The organism is Pseudomonas sp. SWRI154, from assembly GCF_014268645.1.
GTDB lineage: Bacteria > Pseudomonadota > Gammaproteobacteria > Pseudomonadales > Pseudomonadaceae > Aquipseudomonas > Aquipseudomonas marvdashtae.
The window spans coordinates 89,025-108,577 of sequence record NZ_JABWQW010000020.1; the positions used below are offsets into that span (position 1 = coordinate 89,025).

General features: G+C 61.0%; 15 protein-coding genes. 11 read left to right on the top strand and 4 right to left on the bottom strand.

What is annotated here, in order from left to right; genetic code table 11:
* The first annotated feature begins 124 nt into the window (after positions 1–124).
* From betA to yccS, 7 genes are all read left to right on the top strand, one after another.
* Positions 125–1,828: a choline dehydrogenase gene (betA, locus tag HU806_RS18090; protein ID WP_186612963.1), complete on the top strand. Its 1,704-nt coding sequence runs from the start codon at positions 125–127 to the stop codon at positions 1,826–1,828.
* A 158-nt stretch (positions 1,829–1,986) separates the two neighbouring features.
* A complete protein-coding gene (locus HU806_RS18095; protein WP_186612965.1) occupies positions 1,987–3,429 on the top strand; it encodes a TldD/PmbA family protein in 1,443 nt (480 codons plus the stop codon).
* Positions 3,429–4,766 (top strand): TldD/PmbA family protein, encoded by a 1,338-nt coding sequence (locus HU806_RS18100; RefSeq protein WP_186612967.1) that lies wholly within the window; start codon positions 3,429–3,431, stop codon positions 4,764–4,766. Before HU806_RS18095 ends, HU806_RS18100 begins: the two co-directional genes overlap by 1 nt.
* A gap of 243 nt (positions 4,767–5,009) precedes the next feature.
* Positions 5,010–6,437 (top strand): multidrug transporter subunit MdtD, encoded by a 1,428-nt coding sequence (locus HU806_RS18105; RefSeq protein WP_186612969.1) that lies wholly within the window; start codon positions 5,010–5,012, stop codon positions 6,435–6,437.
* A gap of 308 nt (positions 6,438–6,745) precedes the next feature.
* Complete coding sequence (gene dbpA / locus HU806_RS18110; RefSeq protein WP_238340361.1) at positions 6,746–8,083, top strand: ATP-dependent RNA helicase DbpA; 1,338 nt, start codon at positions 6,746–6,748, stop codon at positions 8,081–8,083.
* Positions 8,084–8,277: 194 nt separating this feature from the next.
* Positions 8,278–9,456 (top strand): BaiN/RdsA family NAD(P)/FAD-dependent oxidoreductase, encoded by a 1,179-nt coding sequence (locus HU806_RS18115; protein ID WP_186612971.1) that lies wholly within the window; start codon positions 8,278–8,280, stop codon positions 9,454–9,456.
* A gap of 145 nt (positions 9,457–9,601) precedes the next feature.
* A complete protein-coding gene (yccS, locus tag HU806_RS18120; protein WP_186612973.1) occupies positions 9,602–11,773 on the top strand; it encodes a YccS family putative transporter in 2,172 nt (723 codons plus the stop codon).
* A 95-nt stretch (positions 11,774–11,868) separates the two neighbouring features.
* Here yccS and HU806_RS18125 read toward each other — a convergent pair whose 3' ends face one another.
* Positions 11,869–12,606, bottom strand: coding sequence for a substrate-binding periplasmic protein (locus HU806_RS18125; protein WP_186612975.1), 738 nt, complete (start codon positions 12,604–12,606; stop codon positions 11,869–11,871).
* A 258-nt stretch (positions 12,607–12,864) separates the two neighbouring features.
* Between HU806_RS18125 and HU806_RS18130 the strand changes: the two genes are divergently transcribed.
* Positions 12,865–13,317, top strand: coding sequence for a GNAT family N-acetyltransferase (locus HU806_RS18130; protein ID WP_186612977.1), 453 nt, complete (start codon positions 12,865–12,867; stop codon positions 13,315–13,317).
* A gap of 38 nt (positions 13,318–13,355) precedes the next feature.
* Here HU806_RS18130 and HU806_RS18135 read toward each other — a convergent pair whose 3' ends face one another.
* Genes HU806_RS18135 through HU806_RS18145 form a run of 3 tightly spaced genes read right to left on the bottom strand, consistent with a single transcriptional unit; the run spans position 13,356 to position 16,325 of the window.
* Positions 13,356–13,652 (bottom strand): winged helix-turn-helix domain-containing protein, encoded by a 297-nt coding sequence (locus tag HU806_RS18135; protein ID WP_186612979.1) that lies wholly within the window; start codon positions 13,650–13,652, stop codon positions 13,356–13,358.
* A gap of 4 nt (positions 13,653–13,656) precedes the next feature.
* The gene (locus HU806_RS18140; RefSeq protein ID WP_186612981.1) at positions 13,657–14,160 is read right to left on the bottom strand and encodes a M48 metallopeptidase family protein; all 504 of its coding nucleotides are present in this window, start codon (positions 14,158–14,160) and stop codon (positions 13,657–13,659) included.
* A gap of 41 nt (positions 14,161–14,201) precedes the next feature.
* Positions 14,202–16,325 (bottom strand): putative bifunctional diguanylate cyclase/phosphodiesterase, encoded by a 2,124-nt coding sequence (locus HU806_RS18145; protein WP_186612984.1) that lies wholly within the window; start codon positions 16,323–16,325, stop codon positions 14,202–14,204.
* A 324-nt stretch (positions 16,326–16,649) separates the two neighbouring features.
* Here HU806_RS18145 and HU806_RS18150 point away from each other — a divergent pair, with 324 nt between their 5' ends.
* From HU806_RS18150 to HU806_RS18160, 3 genes are all read left to right on the top strand, one after another.
* Positions 16,650–17,318, top strand: coding sequence for a polysaccharide lyase family 7 protein (locus tag HU806_RS18150; RefSeq protein ID WP_186612985.1), 669 nt, complete (start codon positions 16,650–16,652; stop codon positions 17,316–17,318).
* Positions 17,319–17,611: 293 nt separating this feature from the next.
* Positions 17,612–18,280 (top strand): polysaccharide lyase family 7 protein, encoded by a 669-nt coding sequence (locus HU806_RS18155; RefSeq protein WP_186612987.1) that lies wholly within the window; start codon positions 17,612–17,614, stop codon positions 18,278–18,280.
* 456 nt (positions 18,281–18,736) lie between these two features.
* The gene (locus HU806_RS18160; RefSeq protein ID WP_186612989.1) at positions 18,737–19,021 is read left to right on the top strand and encodes a fructose-bisphosphate aldolase; all 285 of its coding nucleotides are present in this window, start codon (positions 18,737–18,739) and stop codon (positions 19,019–19,021) included.
* The last annotated feature ends 532 nt before the right edge of the window (positions 19,022–19,553 follow it).

The window sequence follows — 19,553 nt, forward strand, 5'->3', positions numbered from 1 at the left end:
CAGAACATGGTCGCCCTGTTTTACGACTGCTGCGCAGCCGAGCGGGAGCAAGCTCCCTCGCCACGGAAGATATGGCATCTCGACAACCGCGACCTGAACCCAATTCCAGAAGAGGGTACATTTCATGTCCCAAGAATTCGATTACATCATCATCGGTGCCGGCTCGGCCGGTAACACCCTGGCGACCCGCCTGACCGAAGACGAAGGCGTCAGCGTCCTGCTGCTCGAAGCCGGCGGCCCGGATTATCGCCTCGACTTCCGCACGCAAATGCCCGCCGCCCTGGCGTTCCCGCTGCAGGGCCGCCGCTACAACTGGGCCTACGAGACCGATCCGGAGCCGCACATGAACGGTCGCCGCATGGAGTGCGGTCGCGGCAAGGGCCTGGGTGGTTCTTCGCTGATCAACGGCATGTGCTACATCCGCGGCAACGCCCTGGACTATGACAACTGGGCCAAGCTGCCGGGCCTGGAAGACTGGACTTACCTGGACTGCCTGCCCTACTTCAGAAAAGCGGAGACTCGGGACATCGGCCCGAATGACTACCACGGTGGCGACGGCCCGGTCAGCGTGACCACGCCCAAGCCCGGCAATAACCCGCTGTTCCACGCCATGGTCGAAGCCGGCGTGCAAGCCGGTTACCCACGTACCGAAGACCTCAACGGCTACCAGCAGGAAGGTTTCGGCCCGATGGACCGTACCGTCACGCCCAACGGTCGTCGCGCCAGCACTGCGCGCGGTTACCTGGACATCGCCAAGAAGCGCTCCACGCTGACCATCGTCACCCATGCCTTGACCGACAAAATCGTGTTCGAAGGCAAGCGCGCCGTAGGCGTCCGTTATCTGGTGGGCGCCGCTGAAGAGCGCGTCGAAGCCCGGGCGCGCAGGGAAGTGCTGCTGTGCTCCGGCGCCATCGCCTCGCCGCAGATCCTGCAGCGCTCCGGCGTCGGCCCGGCAAAATTGCTGGAAAGCCTCGACATCCCGGTGGTCCACGACCTGCCGGGCGTCGGCGAAAACCTCCAGGATCACTTGGAGCTGTACCTGCAATACGCCTGCACCCAACCGGTCTCGCTGTACCCGTCGCTGCTCTGGTACAACCAGCCGGCCATCGGCGCCGAGTGGCTGTTCAACGGCACCGGCATCGGCGCCAGCAACCAGTTCGAGGCCGGTGGTTTCATCCGCACGCGCCCGGACTTCGAATGGCCGAACATCCAGTATCACTTCCTCCCGGTAGCGATTAACTACAACGGCAGCAACGGCGTGAAAGAACACGGTTTCCAGGCGCACATGGGCTCCATGCGTTCGCCAAGCCGTGGTCGGATCCAGGCCAAGTCCAAGGACCCGCGCCAGCACCCGAGCATCCTGTTCAACTACATGGCCACCGAGCAGGACTGGCAGGAGTTTCGCGATGGCATCCGCCTGACCCGCGAGATCATGCAGCAACCGGCGCTCGACCCGTTCCGTGGTCGCGAGATCAGCCCGGGCATCGAAGTGCAGACGGACGAGCAACTGGACCAGTTCATCCGCGAACACGCCGAAACCGCGTTCCATCCGTCCTGCTCGTGCAAGATGGGCACCGACGACATGGCAGTGGTGGACAGCGAAGGCCGTGTGCATGGCATGCAGGGATTGCGAGTAGTCGATGCTTCGATCATGCCGATCATCACCACCGGCAACCTGAACGCGCCGACGATCATGATGGCCGAGAAAATCGCCGACAAGATCCGTGGTCGCCAGCCCCTGCCACGCAGCACCGCACCATACTATGTGGCCGGCGATGCGCCGGTGCGCGGCAAGCCATTGCGTGAAGTAACGGCTAGCGCCCAGTAAGACCCAGGACCGCCATCGCGAGCAGGCTCGCGATGGCATCCAACCTGACACCGCAAATCCCCATTCACCTTGATCCCTCCCCGCCCCAGGCCTAATCTAGAGCCGCCGCGTCAACGCGCCGCACCTCGCTGCACCGCCACTCCAGACAAGGAGGTTTCATGTTCGATTTTCATCCCCAGCTCAAGCAGCGGTTTGCTGCGTTGCGCACGGGCGCCGAGTTCTTCTCCTTGCGTTATGTCCGCGAGTCCGGCCAGCACCTGTCGGTGCGCAAGAATGTCGCCGAACCGCCCAGCCTGAGTCGCGACGAAGGCGCAATGCTCACCGTGCGAGTCAACGGCGTCGAGGCTTATGCGGCCACCAACGATTTGTCCCAGGCCGGCCTGCAAGCGGCGCTGGAACGGGCCGAGCAACAGGCCCGCCGGCTCAAGCCCCACGCCTTGCTCGACTTGCGCGAGCAACCGGTGTCCAGCGACCGCGCCGATTATTTCTCTCCTCATTTCGACCAAGCCTTCCTTCCACTGGGCGATTGCTACCAGTTGCTCGGCGACGAGTCGGCTGCAGTGCCGACGGACGAGCGCCTGGTGAACTGGCAAGTGAGCATTGGCCTGACCCAGGTCGAACAGATCTACCTCAACAGTGCCGGCGCCGAACTGCGCCAGGCCCAGCGTTTCATTTACCCGGCTTTGGACGTCACCGCTTTCGACGGGCAAGACAGCCAGACCCGAACCCTGGGCCGCGAGAACTTCGGCCAGCAAGGCGGCTTCGATGTCATCCGTCGCTGCGGCCTGATCGGTGCCGGCCCGAAAATCGCCGACCAGGCGCTGCAGCTGCTGATGGCGCCGAACACCCCGCAAGGGACGCGCGACCTGCTGCTGATGCCCGACCAGATGATGCTGCAGATCCACGAGTCCATCGGTCATCCGCTGGAACTGGACCGCATCCTGGGGGACGAGCGCAATTACGCCGGCACCAGCTTCGTCAAGACCAGCGATTTTGGACAGCTGCAATACGGCTCCAATCTGCTGAACGTGACCTTCGACCCGGACATTCCCGAAGAACTGGCCAGTTACAGCCATGACGACGACGGCACCGCCGCGAGCAAGCAGTTCCTGATTCGAGAAGGCCTGTTGCTGCGTCCCTTGGGAGGAGCGTTGTCGCAGTTTCGCGCCGGCCTCGACGGTGTCGCCAACAGCCGCGCCTGCGGTTGGAATCGTCCGCCCATCGACCGCATGGCGAACCTGAACATCGAGCCCGGCGACCAGACCCAGGAGCAATTGATTCAGGGCATCGAGCACGGTGTGCTGATGCGCACCAACCGCTCCTGGTCGATCGACGACGCTCGCAACAAATTCCAGTTCGGCTGCGAATGGGGCCAATTGATCGAGAACGGCGAGCTCAAGGGCGTGGTGAAGAACCCCAACTACCGAGGCATTTCCGCGCAATTCTGGAGGAGCCTGAAGGCGGTGGGCGATGCCAGCACATCGCAAGTCCTGGGCACGCCAAACTGTGGCAAGGGCGAGCCGAACCAGGTGATCCGCGTCGGCCACGCGTCGCCGGCCTGTGTGTTCAGCAATGTCGATGTGTTTGGAGGAGACGCCTGATGAGTACGATCACTAATGAGTCAGGGGCGTTCAAGGCGTTGGTCGATTGGTTGCGCAATGCATTGCACGGCGCTGAACAATTCACCCTGGGCTATGCCGCCGAATCCTCGGCTTTCGTGCGTTTCAACCACGCCAAGGTTCGCCAGGCCGGACAGGTACAGCAGGCCAACGTCAGTCTCAAGTTGATCAACGACGGCCGTCATGCCGACTTGCAGATCACTTTGTCCGGCGACACCGAGACGGACCTGCAACGCTTGGCCGAAGGCTTGCAACAATTGCGCGACACCTTGCCGCTGCTGCCAGCCGATCCCTACCTGCTGCTCAATCACAATCACTGGCAGAGCAACAATGTGCAGGATCATCCGCTGCCCGAGACCGCACAGGCCGTCGCAGAAATCACCCACGCCGCCGAAGGCCTGGACCTGGTCGGTTTTTACGCCGCCGGCCCCATCAGCCGTGGCTTCGCCAGTTCCTCGGGAGCGTTTGGCTGGCACCAGGCCAACAGCTTCAATTTCGACTTCAGCTTGTTTCATGAAAACGGCCAGGCCGTAAAGGCAAGCTATGCCGGGCACGCATGGAGCAGTGAGGAATTTGCCCGGCGCTTCGAGCAAGCCCGCGAACAACTGGCATTTCTCGGCCGGCCACTGCGCGCGCTGCCGCCTGGCGAGTACCGCGCCTACCTGGCGCCGGCTGCGCTGGAGGAAATCATGGGCATGCTCAGTTGGGGTGGGTTCTCGGCGCGGGCAATTGCCAGCAAGCAAAGCCCGCTGCAGAAGTTCTATGCCAACGAAGCCAACTTCAGCCCCAACGTGTGGCTGACGGAGCAGGTCAGCGGCTCCTTGAGTCCGGCATTTTCCGACGAAGGCTATCCACGCGATGACCTGGCGCTGATTGCCAAGGGCACGGCCAATGCCCAGTTGGTCAATTCCCGCAGCGCCGCCGAATACGGCCTCACCGCCAACGGCGCCAGCAGTTACGAATACCCCACGGCGCTTGAGATGCAAGAAGGTCATCTGGAGCAACGGCACATTCTCGAGGAGCTTGGCACTGGCCTGTACATCAGCAACCTCTGGTACCTGAACTACTCGGACCAACCGGCGGCGCGCCTGACCGGCATGACCCGTTTCGCGACGTTCTGGGTCGAGAACGGCCAGATCCAGGCACCTGTGAGCACCATGCGTTTCGACGACAGCGTCTACAGCCTGCTCGGTTCGCAACTGGAGGCCCTGACCCGAGAACGGGAACTTCTGCTCTCGGCCAGCACCTACAGCCAGCGGGCCACGGCCTCGATGTTGTTGCCGGGGGCGTTGGTGAAGCGGTTGACGTTGACGCTGTAGCAGTAAGAAGGTGGCTTCATCCTCCTGTGGCGAGGGAGCTTGCTCCCGCTCGGCTGCGAAGCAGTCGTAATTCTGGCGACGCGATCTTTCAGGCACACCGTGTTGGCCGGTTTTGGGCGTGCTTCGCCCCCCAGCGGGAGCAAGCTCCCTCGCCACAAGAGCGTCCTTGCCACGGGTAGCTGTTCATTTTTTCCAAGATCCCCTCACCACTGGTAATTGTTCACTTTCCATACAAGAGGTCCCATGCCCAACCGCGCCCCACTCGACGCCGTCACCGCCCGCTGGCTTCCGTGGGTCGTGGCAATCGCTTTCTTCATGCAGTCCCTGGACGGGACCATCCTCAACACCGCCCTGCCCGCCATGGCCAGCGACCTGGCGGAAAACCCGCTGCGCATGCAGGGCGTGATCATTGCCTACATGCTCACCGTGGCATTGCTGATTCCGGCCTCAGGCTGGATCGCCGACCGTTTCGGCACCAAGAAGATTTTCTTCGGGGCGATCCTGTTGTTCAGCTTCGGCTCGCTGCTGTGCGCCTTGTCGAACTCATTGAGCATGCTGATCGGCGCCCGGATCGTCCAAGGCCTGGGCGGTGCACTGATGCTACCGGTGGGCAGGCTGGTGGTGTTGCGGGCATATCCACGCTCGGAGCTGGTGCGGATCATGGGCTTTATCACCATCCCCGGCCTGCTCGGCCCGCTGATCGGCCCAACCATGGGTGGCTGGATGGTCGAATACCTGACCTGGCACTGGATTTTCATCATCAACCTGCCAGTGGGCGTGATCGGCTGTTACGCCGTGTGGAAATTCATCCCCGACCTGCGTGGCAGCGAGCGCACACGTTTCGATGGGCTGGGGTTCCTGTTGTTTGGCGCGGCAATGGTGTTGATCACCATCGCCATGGAAGGCCTGGGGGAACTGCACTTGCCGCACCTGCGGGTCATGCTCCTGCTGTTCGGCGGCATGGCCTGCCTGGCGGCGTACTGGTTGCGGGCCGGGCATGTCGAGAACGCGTTGTTCCCACCGTCACTGTTCAAGACCCGGACCTTCGCCGTGGGCATTCTCGGCAACCTGTTCGCGCGCCTGGGCAGCGGCGCCCTGCCGTTCCTCGTGCCCCTGCTGTTGCAAGTAGCGCTGGGCTATTCGCCGTCCCAGGCCGGGATGAGCATGCTGCCTCTCGCGGCGGCGGCCATGGTCGCCAAGTCCGTCGCCCGGCCTTTGATCGAACGCCTGGGCTATCGCATCGTCCTGACCGGCAACACCGTGGCCCTGGGCGTGATGCTGGCGAGCATGGGCCTGGTCAGCGAACAGACGCCGTACTGGCTGCTGCTGGCGCAACTGGCGGTGCTGGGAGCAATCAACTCGCTACAATTCACCGCGATGAACACCGTGACCTTGATCGACCTCGACGACGCCAGCGCCAGCAGCGGCAACAGCCTGTTGTCGGTGGTAGCGCAACTCTCGCTGAGCCTCGGCGTGGCATGCGCCGGCGCCCTGCTCGGCGGTTTCACCGCCCAGGTCGGCAACGATGGCGTGGATACGGTATTGGGTGCGTTCCAACTGACATTCGTGACAGTGGGAATCATGGCAATGCTGGCGGCAACGATTTTTTCCCAGTTGTCACGGGAAGACGGACGGCGGGTGAAGCGGCCGGATGAGCATATCGAGCACTAGCTTCGATAAAGCCAGGTCGCTTTTGTGGCGAGGGAGCTTGCTCCCGCTCGGCTGCGCAGCAGTCGCAAACCAGGCGATGCGATCCTTCAGGTACACCGTGGTGTCGGTTTGGGGGCGCTTCGCACCCCAGCGGGAGCAAGCTCCCTCGCCACAGGGAAATCTGTCCGCTTCGGAACTGCGCCGCAGCTCGTCCAGAACGTTCGAAGAAAGTGGCACGAGGCTGCTACACTGCGCGACATTTTGTTTTGCAGGCCAGTCCCGTGACCACCATTGCCACCGCTTTTAATACTTTGCCGCTGTCCGCCGCCATGCTGGCTAACCTCGAATCACTCGGTTATGCCCAGATGACGCCGATCCAGGCGCAAAGCTTGCCGGTGATTCTCAAGGGCATGGACCTGATCGCCCAGGCCAAGACCGGCAGCGGCAAGACCGCGGCCTTCGGCATCGGCCTGCTGAACCCGATCAACCCACGCTTCTTCGGCTGCCAGGCATTGGTGATGTGCCCAACCCGCGAGCTGGCCGACCAAGTCGCCAAGGAAATCCGTCGCCTGGCCCGCGCCGAAGACAACATCAAGGTCCTGACCTTGTGCGGCGGCGTCTCCTTCGGCCCGCAGATCGCCTCCCTCGAGCACGGCGCCCACATCATCGTCGGCACGCCGGGGCGTATCCAGCAGCACCTGCGCAAGGGCTCGCTGGTGCTCGATGGCTTGAACACGCTGATCCTCGACGAAGCCGACCGCATGCTCGATATGGGTTTCTACGACGCCATCGAAGACATCATCCAGCAGACCCCGGAGCGTCGCCAGACCCTGCTGTTTTCCGCCACTTATCCGGTGGGGATCAAGCAACTGTCGTCCAAGTTCATGCGCAACCCGCAGCAAGTGAAGGCCGAGGCGTTCCACTCCGACGCGCAGATCGAGCAGCGCTTCTACGAGATCTCCCCCGAGGAGCGCATGGACGCGGTGGTCAAGGTGCTCGCGCATTTCCGCCCGGCCTCCTGCGTGGCCTTCTGCTTCACCAAGCAGCAGGTCCAGGAGACCGTTGACCATTTGACGTCCAAGGGCATCTCCGCCGTCGGCCTGCACGGCGACCTGGAACAGCGCGACCGTGACCAGGTGCTGGCGATGTTCGCCAACCGCAGCACCTCGGTGCTGGTCGCCACCGACGTGGCCGCGCGCGGCCTGGACATCGACGCGCTGGACATGGTGATCAACGTCGAACTGGCCCGGGATTCGGAAATCCACATCCACCGCGTCGGCCGCACCGGCCGCGCCGGGGAGAAAGGCATCGCCATCAGTCTGGTGGCGCCGTCTGAAGCCCATCGCGCCCAGGCCATCGAGCAGTTGCAGAAATCGCCGCTGAGCTGGGACCAACTGGACAACCTCAAGTCCCAGGGCGGCGGTCCGCTGCTGCCGGCCATGAGCACCCTGTGCATCGGCGCCGGACGCAAGGACAAAGTCCGCCCCGGCGACATCCTCGGCGCCCTGACCGGCGATGCCGGAATCCCCGGCGCCCAGGTCGGCAAGATCGCGATTTTCGATTTCCAGGCCTATGTGGCCGTGGAGCGCGGCATCGCCAAACAGGCGCTGCAGCGGCTGAATGACGGCAAGATCAAGGGCCGCTCGTTGCGGGTGCGGATTCTCTGATTGCCGTTGATTCACCCTGTGGCGAGGGAGCTTGCTCCCGCTGGGCTGCGCAGCAGCCCTAAAAGCTATAAACGCGGTTCTTCAGACAGTTCGCGTTCGTTGGTTTTGCGACCGCTTCGCGCTCGAGCGGGAGCAAGCTCCCTCGCCACAAGAGCAAACTCCTGCCAGACCCCAGACATTTAGAGGACACCGTTTTGCGCTCTACCGAAGTCGTGATCATTGGCGCTGGCGCCGCAGGGTTGATGTGTGCGCTGACCGCCGCCGGGCGCGGGCGGCAGGTGATGTTGCTGGACCACGCCAACAAGGCCGGCAAGAAAATCCTCATGTCGGGCGGTGGGCGCTGCAATTTCACCAACATGTACACCGAGCCTGGCAATTTTCTCTCGCAAAACCCGCACTTCTGCAAATCGGCCCTGGCCCGTTACACCCAGTGGGATTTCATCGCACTGGTGGCCAAGCACGGCGTGCCCTACCACGAGAAAAAACTCGGCCAGTTGTTCTGCGATAACAAATCCAGCGACATTCTCGGGATCCTGCTGGACGAGTGTGCCCAGGCCGGCGTGAGCTTGCACCTGGACACCTCAGTCCAACAGATCGAAAAAGCCGAAAGCGGTTATTTGTTGCAAACCACCCTTGGAACCATCTGCTGCCAATCCCTGGTGATTGCCACCGGCGGGCTGTCCATCCCAACCCTGGGCGCCACCGGTTTCGGTTATCAGGTAGCGAAACAGTTTGGGCATGAGCTGCTGCCAACTCGCGCCGGGCTGGTGCCGTTCACCATCACCGATCAGCTCAAGGCCCTCTGCACCGAGCTTTCCGGCACGTCGGTGGATTGCCTGGTCAGCTGCAACGATCAGAGTTTTCGCGAGAACATTCTGTTCACCCATCGCGGCCTGAGCGGCCCAGCGATCCTGCAGATTTCGTCGTTCTGGGAGCCGGGCGACACGGTGCAAATCAACCTGCTGCCCGACCACGACGTGCCGCAATGGCTGCAACAGCAACAGGCCGAACGCCCTAACAGCGAACTCAAGACGCTGCTGGGCGAACTGTTCACCAAAAAAATGGCCGGCCTGCTGGCCGATACCTGGTTCGTCTCCAAGCCGATGAAGCAATACACACACTCCGAACTGGCCGACATCGCAGAGAAACTGGCGAGCTGGAACGTGATCCCGGCCGGCACCGAAGGCTATCGCACCGCCGAAGTCACCTTGGGCGGCGTCGACACACGGGAAGTCTCGTCCAAGACCATGGAATCGCTCAAAAGCCCAGGGCTGTATTTCATTGGTGAAGTGCTGGACGTCACCGGCCATCTGGGCGGATTCAATTTCCAATGGGCCTGGGCTTCCGGCTATGCGGCGGCGCAGTACGTCTGACCTCACCTATGTTGAGCCTGCTTTTGTGGCGAGGTGCGTCATTGCATCCCGGAACACTTTTTGCTGTCGCAAGTGATCGCAGCCATTGCATCGGCGTCATTCCTGCCTCAATTTAGCGTCATTGCCCGTCAGGCCCTTGCACTTCATGTCATCGACCTCGTTTAGCCAATCCTTGCGTCGCCTCTGGGCGTTGGACAAATTCAGTTATAGCGTGCGGGTGTTCATCGCCCTGACCGGCAGCATGGGGCTGTGCTGGTATCTGGATCAGATGGCGCTGCTGATCCCGCTGTTCCTGGGCATCATCGCCAGCGCCCTGGCCGAGACCGACGACAGTTGGCAGGGCCGTCTCAATGCGCTGGCCGTGACGCTGGTCTGTTTCACTGTCGCCGCGCTGTCGGTGGAGTTGCTGTTTCCCTACCCAATCCTGTTCATCATCGCTCTGGCCCTGGCGGCTTTTGGCCTGACCATGCTCGGCGCCCTGGGCGAACGTTATGGCGCGATTGCCTCGGCTACCCTGATTCTTTCCGTCTATACGATGATCGGCGTGGATCAACGCGGCGGCGCGGTCACCGATTTCTGGCATGAGCCCTTGCTGCTGGTGGCCGGCGCCGCATGGTATGGCCTGCTCTCGGTGCTGTGGCATGCGTTGTTTTCCAACCAGCCGGTGCAGCAGAGCCTGGCACGGTTGTTCCGCGAGCTGGGGCGTTACCTGAAACTCAAGTCATCGCTGCTAGAGCCGATCCGCCACTTGGACATCGAAGCCCGACGTCTGGAACTGGCCCAACAGAACGGCCGCGTGGTCGCCGCGCTCAACAACGCCAAGGAAATCATCCTGCATCGCGTCGGCAATGGCCGGCCGGGCTCGAAAGTCAGCCGCTACCTGAAGTTGTACTTCCTCGCGCAGGACATCCACGAACGCGCCAGTTCTTCGCACTATCCCTACAACGCCCTGGCCGAAGCGTTTTTTCACAGTGACGTGCTGTTCCGCTGCCAACGCCTGCTGCGCCAGCAAGGCAAAGCCTGCCAGGCACTGGCCGAGTCAATCCAACTGCGCCAGCCGTTTGTCTACGACGACAGCTTCGCCGAAGCCTTGAACGATCTGCACGCGTCCCTTGAGCATCTGCGCATCCAGAGCAACCCGGCCTGGCGCGGCTTGTTGCGCTCGTTGCGCGCCTTGTCGGTAAACCTTGGCACCATGGACCGCCTGCTCAGCGATGCGAGCAACCCCGACGCCCTGGCCGACGCCACCGACAGCAGCCTGCTGGACCGCTCGCCGCGCAACCTCAAGGACGTCTGGCTGCGCTTGCGCACTCAACTGACGCCCACCTCGCTGCTGTTCCGTCATGCCCTGCGCTTGCCCCTGGCCCTGAGCGTGGGTTACGCCATGGTGCATCTGATCCACCCGTCCCAGGGCTATTGGATCATTCTCACCACCTTGTTCGTCTGCCAACCCAACTACGGCGCCACCCGGCGCAAGCTCGGCCAGCGGATCATCGGCACAGCCATCGGCCTGACGGTGGCCTGGGCGCTGTTCGACCTGTTCCCGAACCCGCTGGTGCAGTCGTGTTTCGCCATCCTCGCCGGGGTGGTGTTCTTTACCAACCGCACCACGCGCTACACCCTGGCGACAGCGGCAATCACCATCATGGTGCTGTTCTGCTTCAACCAGGTCGGCGACGGCTATGGACTGCTGCTGCCAAGGCTGTTCGATACCTTGCTTGGCAGCCTGATCGCCGGGTTGGCGGTGTTCCTGTTCCTGCCGGACTGGCAAGGTCGGCGACTGAACAAAGTGCTGGCCAACACGCTGACCTGCAACAGCATCTACCTGCGCCAGATCATGCAGCAGTATGCGGCGGGCAAAAGTGACGACCTGGCCTATCGCCTGGCCCGACGCAACGCCCACAATGCCGACGCGGCGCTATCAACCACGCTGGCGAACATGCTGATGGAGCCAGGGCATTTCCGGAAGGAAGCCGATGTGGGGTTCCGCTTCCTGGTGCTGTCCCACACCCTGCTCAGCTACCTCTCGGGGTTGGGCGCCCACCGGGGCACCGAGTTGCCAGCGGACGTTCGCGAGCAATTGATCAATGGCGCGGGCGTGAAACTGGCGACGAGCATCGATGAAATCGCCCAGGGCCTGGCGAGCAAGCAACCGATTGCCATCCAGAGCGACGAAGAAGAAGCCCTCGCCAGTGAGCTGGAGCAGATGCCCGATGAAATCGACGAAGGCCAGCGGCTGGTGCAGACACAACTGGGGTTGATCTGCCGCCAACTGGGACCGTTGCGCACACTGGCAGCGCACCTGATGAAGGCCTGACGGGGCGAGCTTCAAGCCTCAAGCCATAAGCTGCAAGTCAAGCTGTGGCGCCCTGCTTGCAGCTTGAAGCTCGAAGCTCGAAGCTGCTCTAATCCCTACATCCCGTGCGCCTTCAGTAGTCGCTCATAACTGCCATCGGCTTTCATCGCCGCGATCTCCCGGTCAAACCCGGCCACGATTTGCTCGTGCTCGGGGTTCTTCAGGCTGACCAGGATATGCAGGCTGTTCTGGCTCAACGGCTTGGGCAGGAATTCCACAGCGTTGCGCACCTTGGCAGATTCACGACTCAGGTAATAACGAGCGACGTATTCATCTTCCAGGGTCAGCTTCACCCGGTCGGCGACTAGCATGCGAACGGCCATCGCAAAGTTGTGCACGGGGACTTTTTGCACCTGCCCATCCTCATCGAACGCTTTGGAATAGGCGTAACCGCGTACCACCGCGATGGGAAACTCGTACAGTTGTTGCAGGTTATCGAAGTCAATGTCCGCGTCCTTGCGCTTGATGAAGCGCACGCGATTGAGCAGGTATTCGGCCGAGAACTGGCCCACATGGGTGCGCTCCTCCGCGTACCAGGCGTTGATCAGCACGTCGTAGCGTCCTTCGCTGATGCCCAGCATCGCCCGGGCCCAGGGCACCTGCTCGAAGTCGCTGGCATACCCCGCTCGCGCCAGCGCAGTGGTGACAATATCGGTCGCCAAGCCACCGTTGACCAGCGTCGAGTCGGTAAAGGGCGGCCAGGCATCGGCGACCAAGCGCAGCTTTTGCGCGCAGGCGTTGTGGCTCAGCAACAGCAACCCGACCAAAGCAAGAGCTCGATGCAATCGCGGCATGCCAAACATCCTTGACGGGTTCAAAGCCCGGTTTGTTTTTAGCCCGAAACTCAAGGGATATCCGGGGATATCCGGTCCTAACGTTAGCTCATCGAAGCCGCTGCACAGTGCTGGATTGAAGATTACACAAAGAAGACAAGCTCGCGACACATCGATGATGGCATTTTGACCTTTATCGCATATTTTCCGACAAACCGCAGAAAGACATCCAAGGCCAAGGCGCCTAATATCGGCATCAAGTTCTCAAGGAAATTCAAAATGGAAATCGAATGGGTCTGCAAACATCACAGTGACCTGAACAAGGAACAGCTATACGCCATTCTAAAACTGCGCGCCGACGTCTTTATCGTCGAGCAGAACTGCGCCTACCCGGACGTTGACGGACTGGATCTGGAGGGCGATACATGCCACCTGATGGCGTGGCAGGACAATCACCTGGTGGCCTATCTTCGCTTGCTCGACCCCCATTCGCAGAACAGCGACGTGGTGATTGGCCGGGTCGTCATCGCGCCCAACGCCCGGGGTCAGGGGCTGGGACACATACTGATGGAGCAGGCCCTCAAGCAGGCCGAAAGGCACTGGCCCGGGACGTCGATCTCATTGTCGGCCCAGGCGCATCTGCAAGGGTATTACGGGCGGTATGGGTTTGAAGCGGTAGGTGTCGAGTATCTGGAAGATGGGATTCCACACATCGGCATGCATCGACCTTAAGCTCACGAAGGCGCCAATGCTGCCATTCTCCCCATTGCTCAGGGATACTCCAGCACCGCCTTGATCCGATCCAGATTCCGCTCGATCCACTGCCGATCAATGGCGCCCCAATCGCGAATCCGGTAACGCCCGGCATGGTTCCGGGCGCCCTGCTCTTGCTCGAATTCACAAGTGATATCCAGGTCAGCCAGCGCCGCGACAGTATCCTGGGCGGTGCGCCGGGGCATGCCGGTGGCCTCGGTGAGGGCGGGGATGTTACTGGCCGTGTCGCTGTCGATCAGGTACGCCACATACAAGCGGCGGTAGAAGCTGCTCTTGGTCTTGCTGACGTCCATTCGGTCATTCCTTGTCTTGTTGCAGATCCCGCCAGGTGAGGTAAACCCGCAAGTCGAATTCCACTTGGTGGTAGCCCGGCAGCATGTGCTCGCACAATTGATAGAAGGCCTTGTTGTGGTCCGACTCCTTGAAGTGGGCCAATTCGTGCACCACGATCATCTTCAGGAATTCAGGCGCCGCGTCCTTGAACAACGAAGCAATACGAATTTCCTTCTTGGCCTTGAGCTTGCCGCCCTGCACTCGCGACACCGCCGTGTGCAAGCCAAGTGCGCGATGAGTCAGGTCGAGGCGATTGTCGAACAGCACCTTGTCGATTGCCGGGGCGTTACGCAGATACTGCTGCTTGAGGTCCAGCGCATAACCGTACAAAGCCTTGTCGCTCTGGATCGGATGGCGGCCGGGATAACGCTCGCGCAGGTAATCACCCAGTCGGTCCTGGGCAATCAATTGTTGCACCTGGGCTTGCAGGGCGGCGGGGTACGCCTGGAGGTATTTGAGCACGGTCATCGGGCGGCAACACAATCAATGAGGCCGCCAGTGTAGCGAATTCAGGCCTGCACCGCGCTCCAGTCGAAAGGCCGCGCAAAGGCGTCGGTGTCCTCGGCCATCAAGGGCCGCGCGACGAGGAAGCCCTGCACGTATTCGCAGCCATGGTCCTTGAGCCACTGATATTGCGCCTGGGTCTCGACCCCCTCGGCGATCACCCGCAAGCCTAGATGAGTGCATAAATCGATCACCGAGGCGGCCAGCGCGGCATCCCGTGGCGAGTCCGGCAATCGGGCGATCAAATGCCGGTCCAGCTTGAGCGTATCGAGTTCCAAGTCGCGCAGATGCGCCAGCGAGCAGGGGCCGGAACCAAAATCGTCCAGCGCGACCCGCACCCCCAAGTGGCGCAGCAGCCGCAACTGCTTATGGGTCTCGTCGGGGTTGCGCATCAGCGCATCCTCGGTCACCTCGACCTCCAATTGCCGAGACTTCAACGCATGGCGTTCCAAAACCTGGCGTAGTTCGGTCACCAGGTTGGGCATGCCGAACTGGGTGCTGCTCAGGCTCACCGCCAGCACCAGGTCATCGGCGAAAAAGCGCTCCCAGACTTTGCGCTGGGCCGCGCTGCGATGATAAATCCAACTGCCAAGCCGACTGATCAGTCGCGCCTCCTCCAGCAAGGGCAGGAACAAGCCTGGAGGCACATCGCCGACGCTCGGGTGCTGCCAGCGCAACAGCGCTTCGAACCCACGAATCCGTCCATCGCAGATATCGACTTGCGGCTGATAGACCATGTTGAAGTCACGGTTCTCGATTGCCGAGCGCACGCTTTCTTCTAGCATCAACCGTGAACGGGCTCGACCGTTCATTTCATGGTCGTAATAACGATACTGCTGACGGCCGGCACGCTTGGCTTCGTACATGGCGATGTCCGAGGCGCGCAGCAAACCGTCCAGGTTGGAGCCGCAGTCCGGGTAGGTAGCGATACCGATACTGGCGCCCAGCGCCACGTCCATGCCGTCGATCTGCTGGCAGACCGAGACGCGCTCGATGAGCTTCTCGGCAATCTTGGCTGCTTGCTCGGGCACTTCCAGATCCAGCAAGGCCGTGAACTCGTCACCGCCCAGCCGCGCCAGGATGTCGAACGGACGCAGGCAAGCTTTCAATTGTTCCGACACCCAGCGCAACACCCGGTCGCCGGCATCGTGTCCCAAGGAATCATTGACGCGCTTGAAGCCGTCGAGGTCCAGGTACAGCAGCACCCAGTTGCTTTCCGACCGTTCGCTGCGCATCAACAGGTTTTCCGCCGTCTGATAAAACCCCCTGCGGTTGAGCAAGCCGGTCAGCGGGTCAGTAACGGCCTGGAATTCGAGCTGCTGATGCAGGTGACGAACCACCGACATGTCCTGGAGCGTCACCACCATGGCCCTTTGTTCCGACGACAGCGGCGCGCAAGACAAGGCTACCGACACTTGCTGGCCGGGCGCGGTACGCAACACTGCGTCGTGCAGGCGCCAGGTTTCGCCCCGCTGATAAGCCGTATGAATCTGCGAACCCACCCAATCGGGAATGTGGGGTTTCTGCACGAAATCCAGGAACGCCCTCCCTTGCAACAGGTCGGCGGTGGCGTTGAGCAAACGGCACGTGGAAGGGTTGGCGAAACGGATGCACCCATTCTCATCCACCACCAGGATGCCTTCGGCGGCGTTGTCCAGTACCGAGGCGTTGAAGGCCCGGGCGGCTTCCAGATCCTGGCTCAGGCGCTGCAAGGCCCGGCGATTGCGCTGGTGCTCCAGCAGGGCATGGACCTTGGGCTTGAGGATTTGCGGGTCGAACGGCTTGAACAGATAGTCCACCGCGCCACTGGCATAGCCCTTGATTACGGCATCCTGGGATTGCTCATTGGCCGTCAGGAAAATAATCGGCGTAAGCCGCGTCCGCTGGCTGCCGCGCATCAGACGCGCCACCTCGAAGCCGTCCATGTCCGGCATCTGCACATCCAGCAGTACCAGGTCGATGTCATGTTCAAGCAGTAGGTTCAACGCCTCGACCCCGGAGGCTGCGGTCATGACCTGCCAATCCGGGCGCTGCAACAACGCTCGCATGCTGAGCAGGTTTTCAGGGTAATCATCAACAATCAACAAGACAGAGCTGTCTTCGCCAAACGGGGGTTGCGCGCATTCCATGCTGCTTCTCTTATCGGGACGCCATGTCCGCCTCAGGAAACAAAGCGGACTACATACAGTGATCTCACTCTAGACCGGGATTTTGAAAAGCAGTAGGTGTCATCACGCCATCATCCAGACAAAGCCCGAAATAGCCGACTAACGGTCACCCTCCTTAGGCACAAAAGCTGCAATGACCTACCCGGCAGTCAATTGACGTCAAACATTCGCCGCACGGTCAATAACAAAAGCCCCTACCCAGCGTTTCGAGACGCTTCAAAGGGCGGTTTAAAGCCTCCCGACACGGCGTACACCCTCTTACATCCCGATACGCAGGACTTGGACATGATTGATCTCGCAACCTGGAACTTGAGCATTCCCGAAGGCGCCCCACCGGCGACCATTCAAACCTCCCAATTGGTTCAAGGCTTCAAGAACCAGTACTTCAACTCTGAAACCGGCACCGTGTTTTTCTGGGCGCCTGTGACAGGCGCCACGACGGCCAATGCTATTTACCCACGCAGCGAACTGCGCGAAACCAACAGCGACGGCACATTGCGCAATTGGCTTTATCCGGCAGCCGATAACAAGCTGGCCGCCACCTTGACCGTCGGCCAAGTGCCCAGCACCGGCAAGTTGGTGATTGGCCAGATCCACGCCAAGGACAGCACCAGTCCCATGGTGAAGCTGGAATATCAGTACAAGACCTACAGCTCCACCGGCAACATCGTCGCCAAGGTGCGCATGCGCCCTGATGATGCAACGGGCCAGGTCATTACCATTGCCACGGGCATCAAGCTCAACCAGCCGTTCTCATACCTTATCCACCTCAACCGTGCAGGTCTCTTGACCATCAGCGGTGCCGGTTATCAGTGGAGTGGCACGGTCAACAGCACCTGGAACAACAAGCCGCTGTACTTCAAGGCAGGTGTCTACGTGCAGGACAACACTGGCTATGCCACCGAAGGCGGAAAGGTCACCTTCAGCATGCTGGATATTGATCACAATCTGTAAGCCCTCCCCTCGGCAGCAGCATGGATCGCTGCTTGCCCGCCCCGACTCGCCCCCTGCGCTCAACGTCGCAAGGCATCGTCAGAAAGCCATCGTTCAGTAATTTTTTTGACGTTTCCGACTAACGGTCAGTTATCTGCGGCACAAAAACGGCAATCGCCACTCTGACGGTCTGCTGACGCCAACCCTCCGCCGCACGAATGTCCGTCCACCCCTTCGTGGCGTCTGCGAAACACGCGTCTTAGAGCCTCCGGCTGTGGCGTAAATCATTTCTTCTTCTCAGAAAGGATCCGAACATGGTCGATCTAGCAACCTGGAACCTGAGCATTCCCGAAGGCAGCCCGCCGAAAACCATCGAAACCCCTCGCTTGATAGACGGGTTCCAGGACAAGTATTTCAATTCCGAGGGCAGCACGGTTTATTTCTGGTCCCCCGTCACCGGTTCCAAGACTGAAAACGCGATCTACCCGCGCAGCGAATTACGCGAGACCTACAGAGACGGAAGGTTGCGCAACTGGGTCTATCCAGACGCCGACAACTTCCTGCGGGCAACGCTCGTCGTCAATCAAGTGCCCAGCAGCGGCAAGATCGTGATTGGCCAGATCCATGCGAAGGACAGCAGCAAGCCGATGGTCAAGCTGGAATACCAATACAGCGACTCCAGTTCCACCGGCAATATTGTTGCCAAGGTCCGCATGCGCCCCGATGACAGCGAGGGCAGGGTTATCACCGTCGCCACGGGAGTGAAGCTCAACCGGTCGTTCTCTTACCGGATCCATCTTGATCGGACCGGCGACCTGGGCATTACCGCGGCCGGAAACAGTTGGTACACGACCGTCGGCGCGGCCTGGCGCGACAAGCCGTTGTATTTCAAGGCTGGGGTGTATGTGCAGGACAACACCGGATATACCAGCGAAGGTGGGAAAGTGACGTTCAGCGTGTTGGATATCGATCACAACACCTGATTTCTGCTTCTGAAAATCTCGTAGGATTTTACGTCCCGTGGCGAGGGAGCTTGCTCCCGCTGGGCTGCGAAGCGGCCCTCTTTCCTCCAGACCTACCGCATTTGCCGGTTTTACGGCGGCTGCGCCCCCCGAGCGGGAGCAAGCTCCCTCGCCACGGGGGCCGGTGCGTCCTACAGCGTCGATTTTGGCCTTGGGAATCTGCTCTATAGTTCGGTGGGTCTGCTGGCTTTGGTCGGTGGGCAGGGGTTTCGCAGCCCGACAGAGAACAATGACTTTGCACCGCGAAATGAAAACTCAGGCAAAATTGCCGGCGTTCATTTTATGGCGGTTGCGCGTGGGAGACCTCTGGGTCTGCCGGGTTTGGTCATTCTCGGTCTGCGAACCCGCGCGTAGCTGCCACCCACTTTGTTTCGCAGCAAAAAGGTGGCAATTCTTTTTCTACAGGGAATTTCATCTATGACCACGCATCAATCGATTAACCGCTTCACGCCCTTAACCCCGATCGCCACCACACAACCTGTGCTGTTCATTGACAAAACCGCCCCGCTAACAGCGCTTCACGCCTGCGCCAGCGAACGCCTGCATGCGACCCTCGATTACCTGACGCTCATGGCCTGCGCCACCCTGCGCGATTCGGCCGCCAGCGATTTCAACACTCTCACCAACGTCGCCCGGATCCTGATCCAGGATGTTACCGACGTGTTCGGCGTCATTGAACAACGCGGCCTCGAAGACCAATAAAGCCCTCCCGGTGGGAGATGATCCCCTGTGGGAGCGAGCTTGCTCGCGATAGCGCTGGGTCAGTGATAGGGATTTCGGCTGACACAGCGCTATCAGGATCTGTGTGTATATCCGTTTTTTTGTAACGGCCACTTTTGGTTTCGCCCTTACGGCGAGTCACTTTCGAAAAGCGCGAAAGTAACCAAAGCGCTCCTGCCCCACCACTCGGCACCTCGCCTAGGCTCGGTGTGCCCTCACTCCGGCATTACTCCGTGGGCCGCCGCGAAGGGCCATCCATGGCCCAGCGCGGCTAATCCGGCATCCATGCCGGGTTGCCCACTGCGCAACGCCTGCGTTCGGCCAGCGTGGTTAACGGGGCGCCGAGATCAACGTCCACCGCGAGGCGGCCTAGTAGCCGACCTGGCTCTCCCTGTCGTACACCCGTCAGATCTGTTTGAGCGGGTGAAGTGCGCCCCAAAAGCTGGACACTGGCTGGCTAGGCTATCGCGGACTGAGCTCGGTACGCTACAGGGCTTAGCCCGCCCAGTTTCAT

Bases quoted from the DNA above. Each gene is read 5' to 3' on its own strand.
- HU806_RS18135 (WP_186612979.1), bottom strand. From the start codon at position 13,652: ATGGACGTCAGCAAGACCAAGAGCAGCTTCTACCGCCGCTTGTATGTG.
- HU806_RS18145 (WP_186612984.1), bottom strand. From the start codon at position 16,325: ATGGAATGCGCGCAACCCCCGTTTGGCGAAGACAGCTCTGTCTTGTTG.
- HU806_RS18160 (WP_186612989.1), top strand. From the start codon at position 18,737: ATGACCACGCATCAATCGATTAACCGCTTCACGCCCTTAACCCCGATC.
- betA (WP_186612963.1), top strand. From the start codon at position 125: ATGTCCCAAGAATTCGATTACATCATCATCGGTGCCGGCTCGGCCGGT.
- HU806_RS18100 (WP_186612967.1), top strand. From the start codon at position 3,429: ATGAGTACGATCACTAATGAGTCAGGGGCGTTCAAGGCGTTGGTCGAT.
- HU806_RS18150 (WP_186612985.1), top strand. From the start codon at position 16,650: ATGATTGATCTCGCAACCTGGAACTTGAGCATTCCCGAAGGCGCCCCA.
- dbpA (WP_238340361.1), top strand. From the start codon at position 6,746: ATGCTGGCTAACCTCGAATCACTCGGTTATGCCCAGATGACGCCGATC.
- HU806_RS18125 (WP_186612975.1), bottom strand. From the start codon at position 12,606: ATGCCGCGATTGCATCGAGCTCTTGCTTTGGTCGGGTTGCTGTTGCTG.
- HU806_RS18140 (WP_186612981.1), bottom strand. From the start codon at position 14,160: ATGACCGTGCTCAAATACCTCCAGGCGTACCCCGCCGCCCTGCAAGCC.
- HU806_RS18095 (WP_186612965.1), top strand. From the start codon at position 1,987: ATGTTCGATTTTCATCCCCAGCTCAAGCAGCGGTTTGCTGCGTTGCGC.
- HU806_RS18105 (WP_186612969.1), top strand. From the start codon at position 5,010: ATGCCCAACCGCGCCCCACTCGACGCCGTCACCGCCCGCTGGCTTCCG.
- yccS (WP_186612973.1), top strand. From the start codon at position 9,602: ATGTCATCGACCTCGTTTAGCCAATCCTTGCGTCGCCTCTGGGCGTTG.
- HU806_RS18130 (WP_186612977.1), top strand. From the start codon at position 12,865: ATGGAAATCGAATGGGTCTGCAAACATCACAGTGACCTGAACAAGGAA.
- HU806_RS18155 (WP_186612987.1), top strand. From the start codon at position 17,612: ATGGTCGATCTAGCAACCTGGAACCTGAGCATTCCCGAAGGCAGCCCG.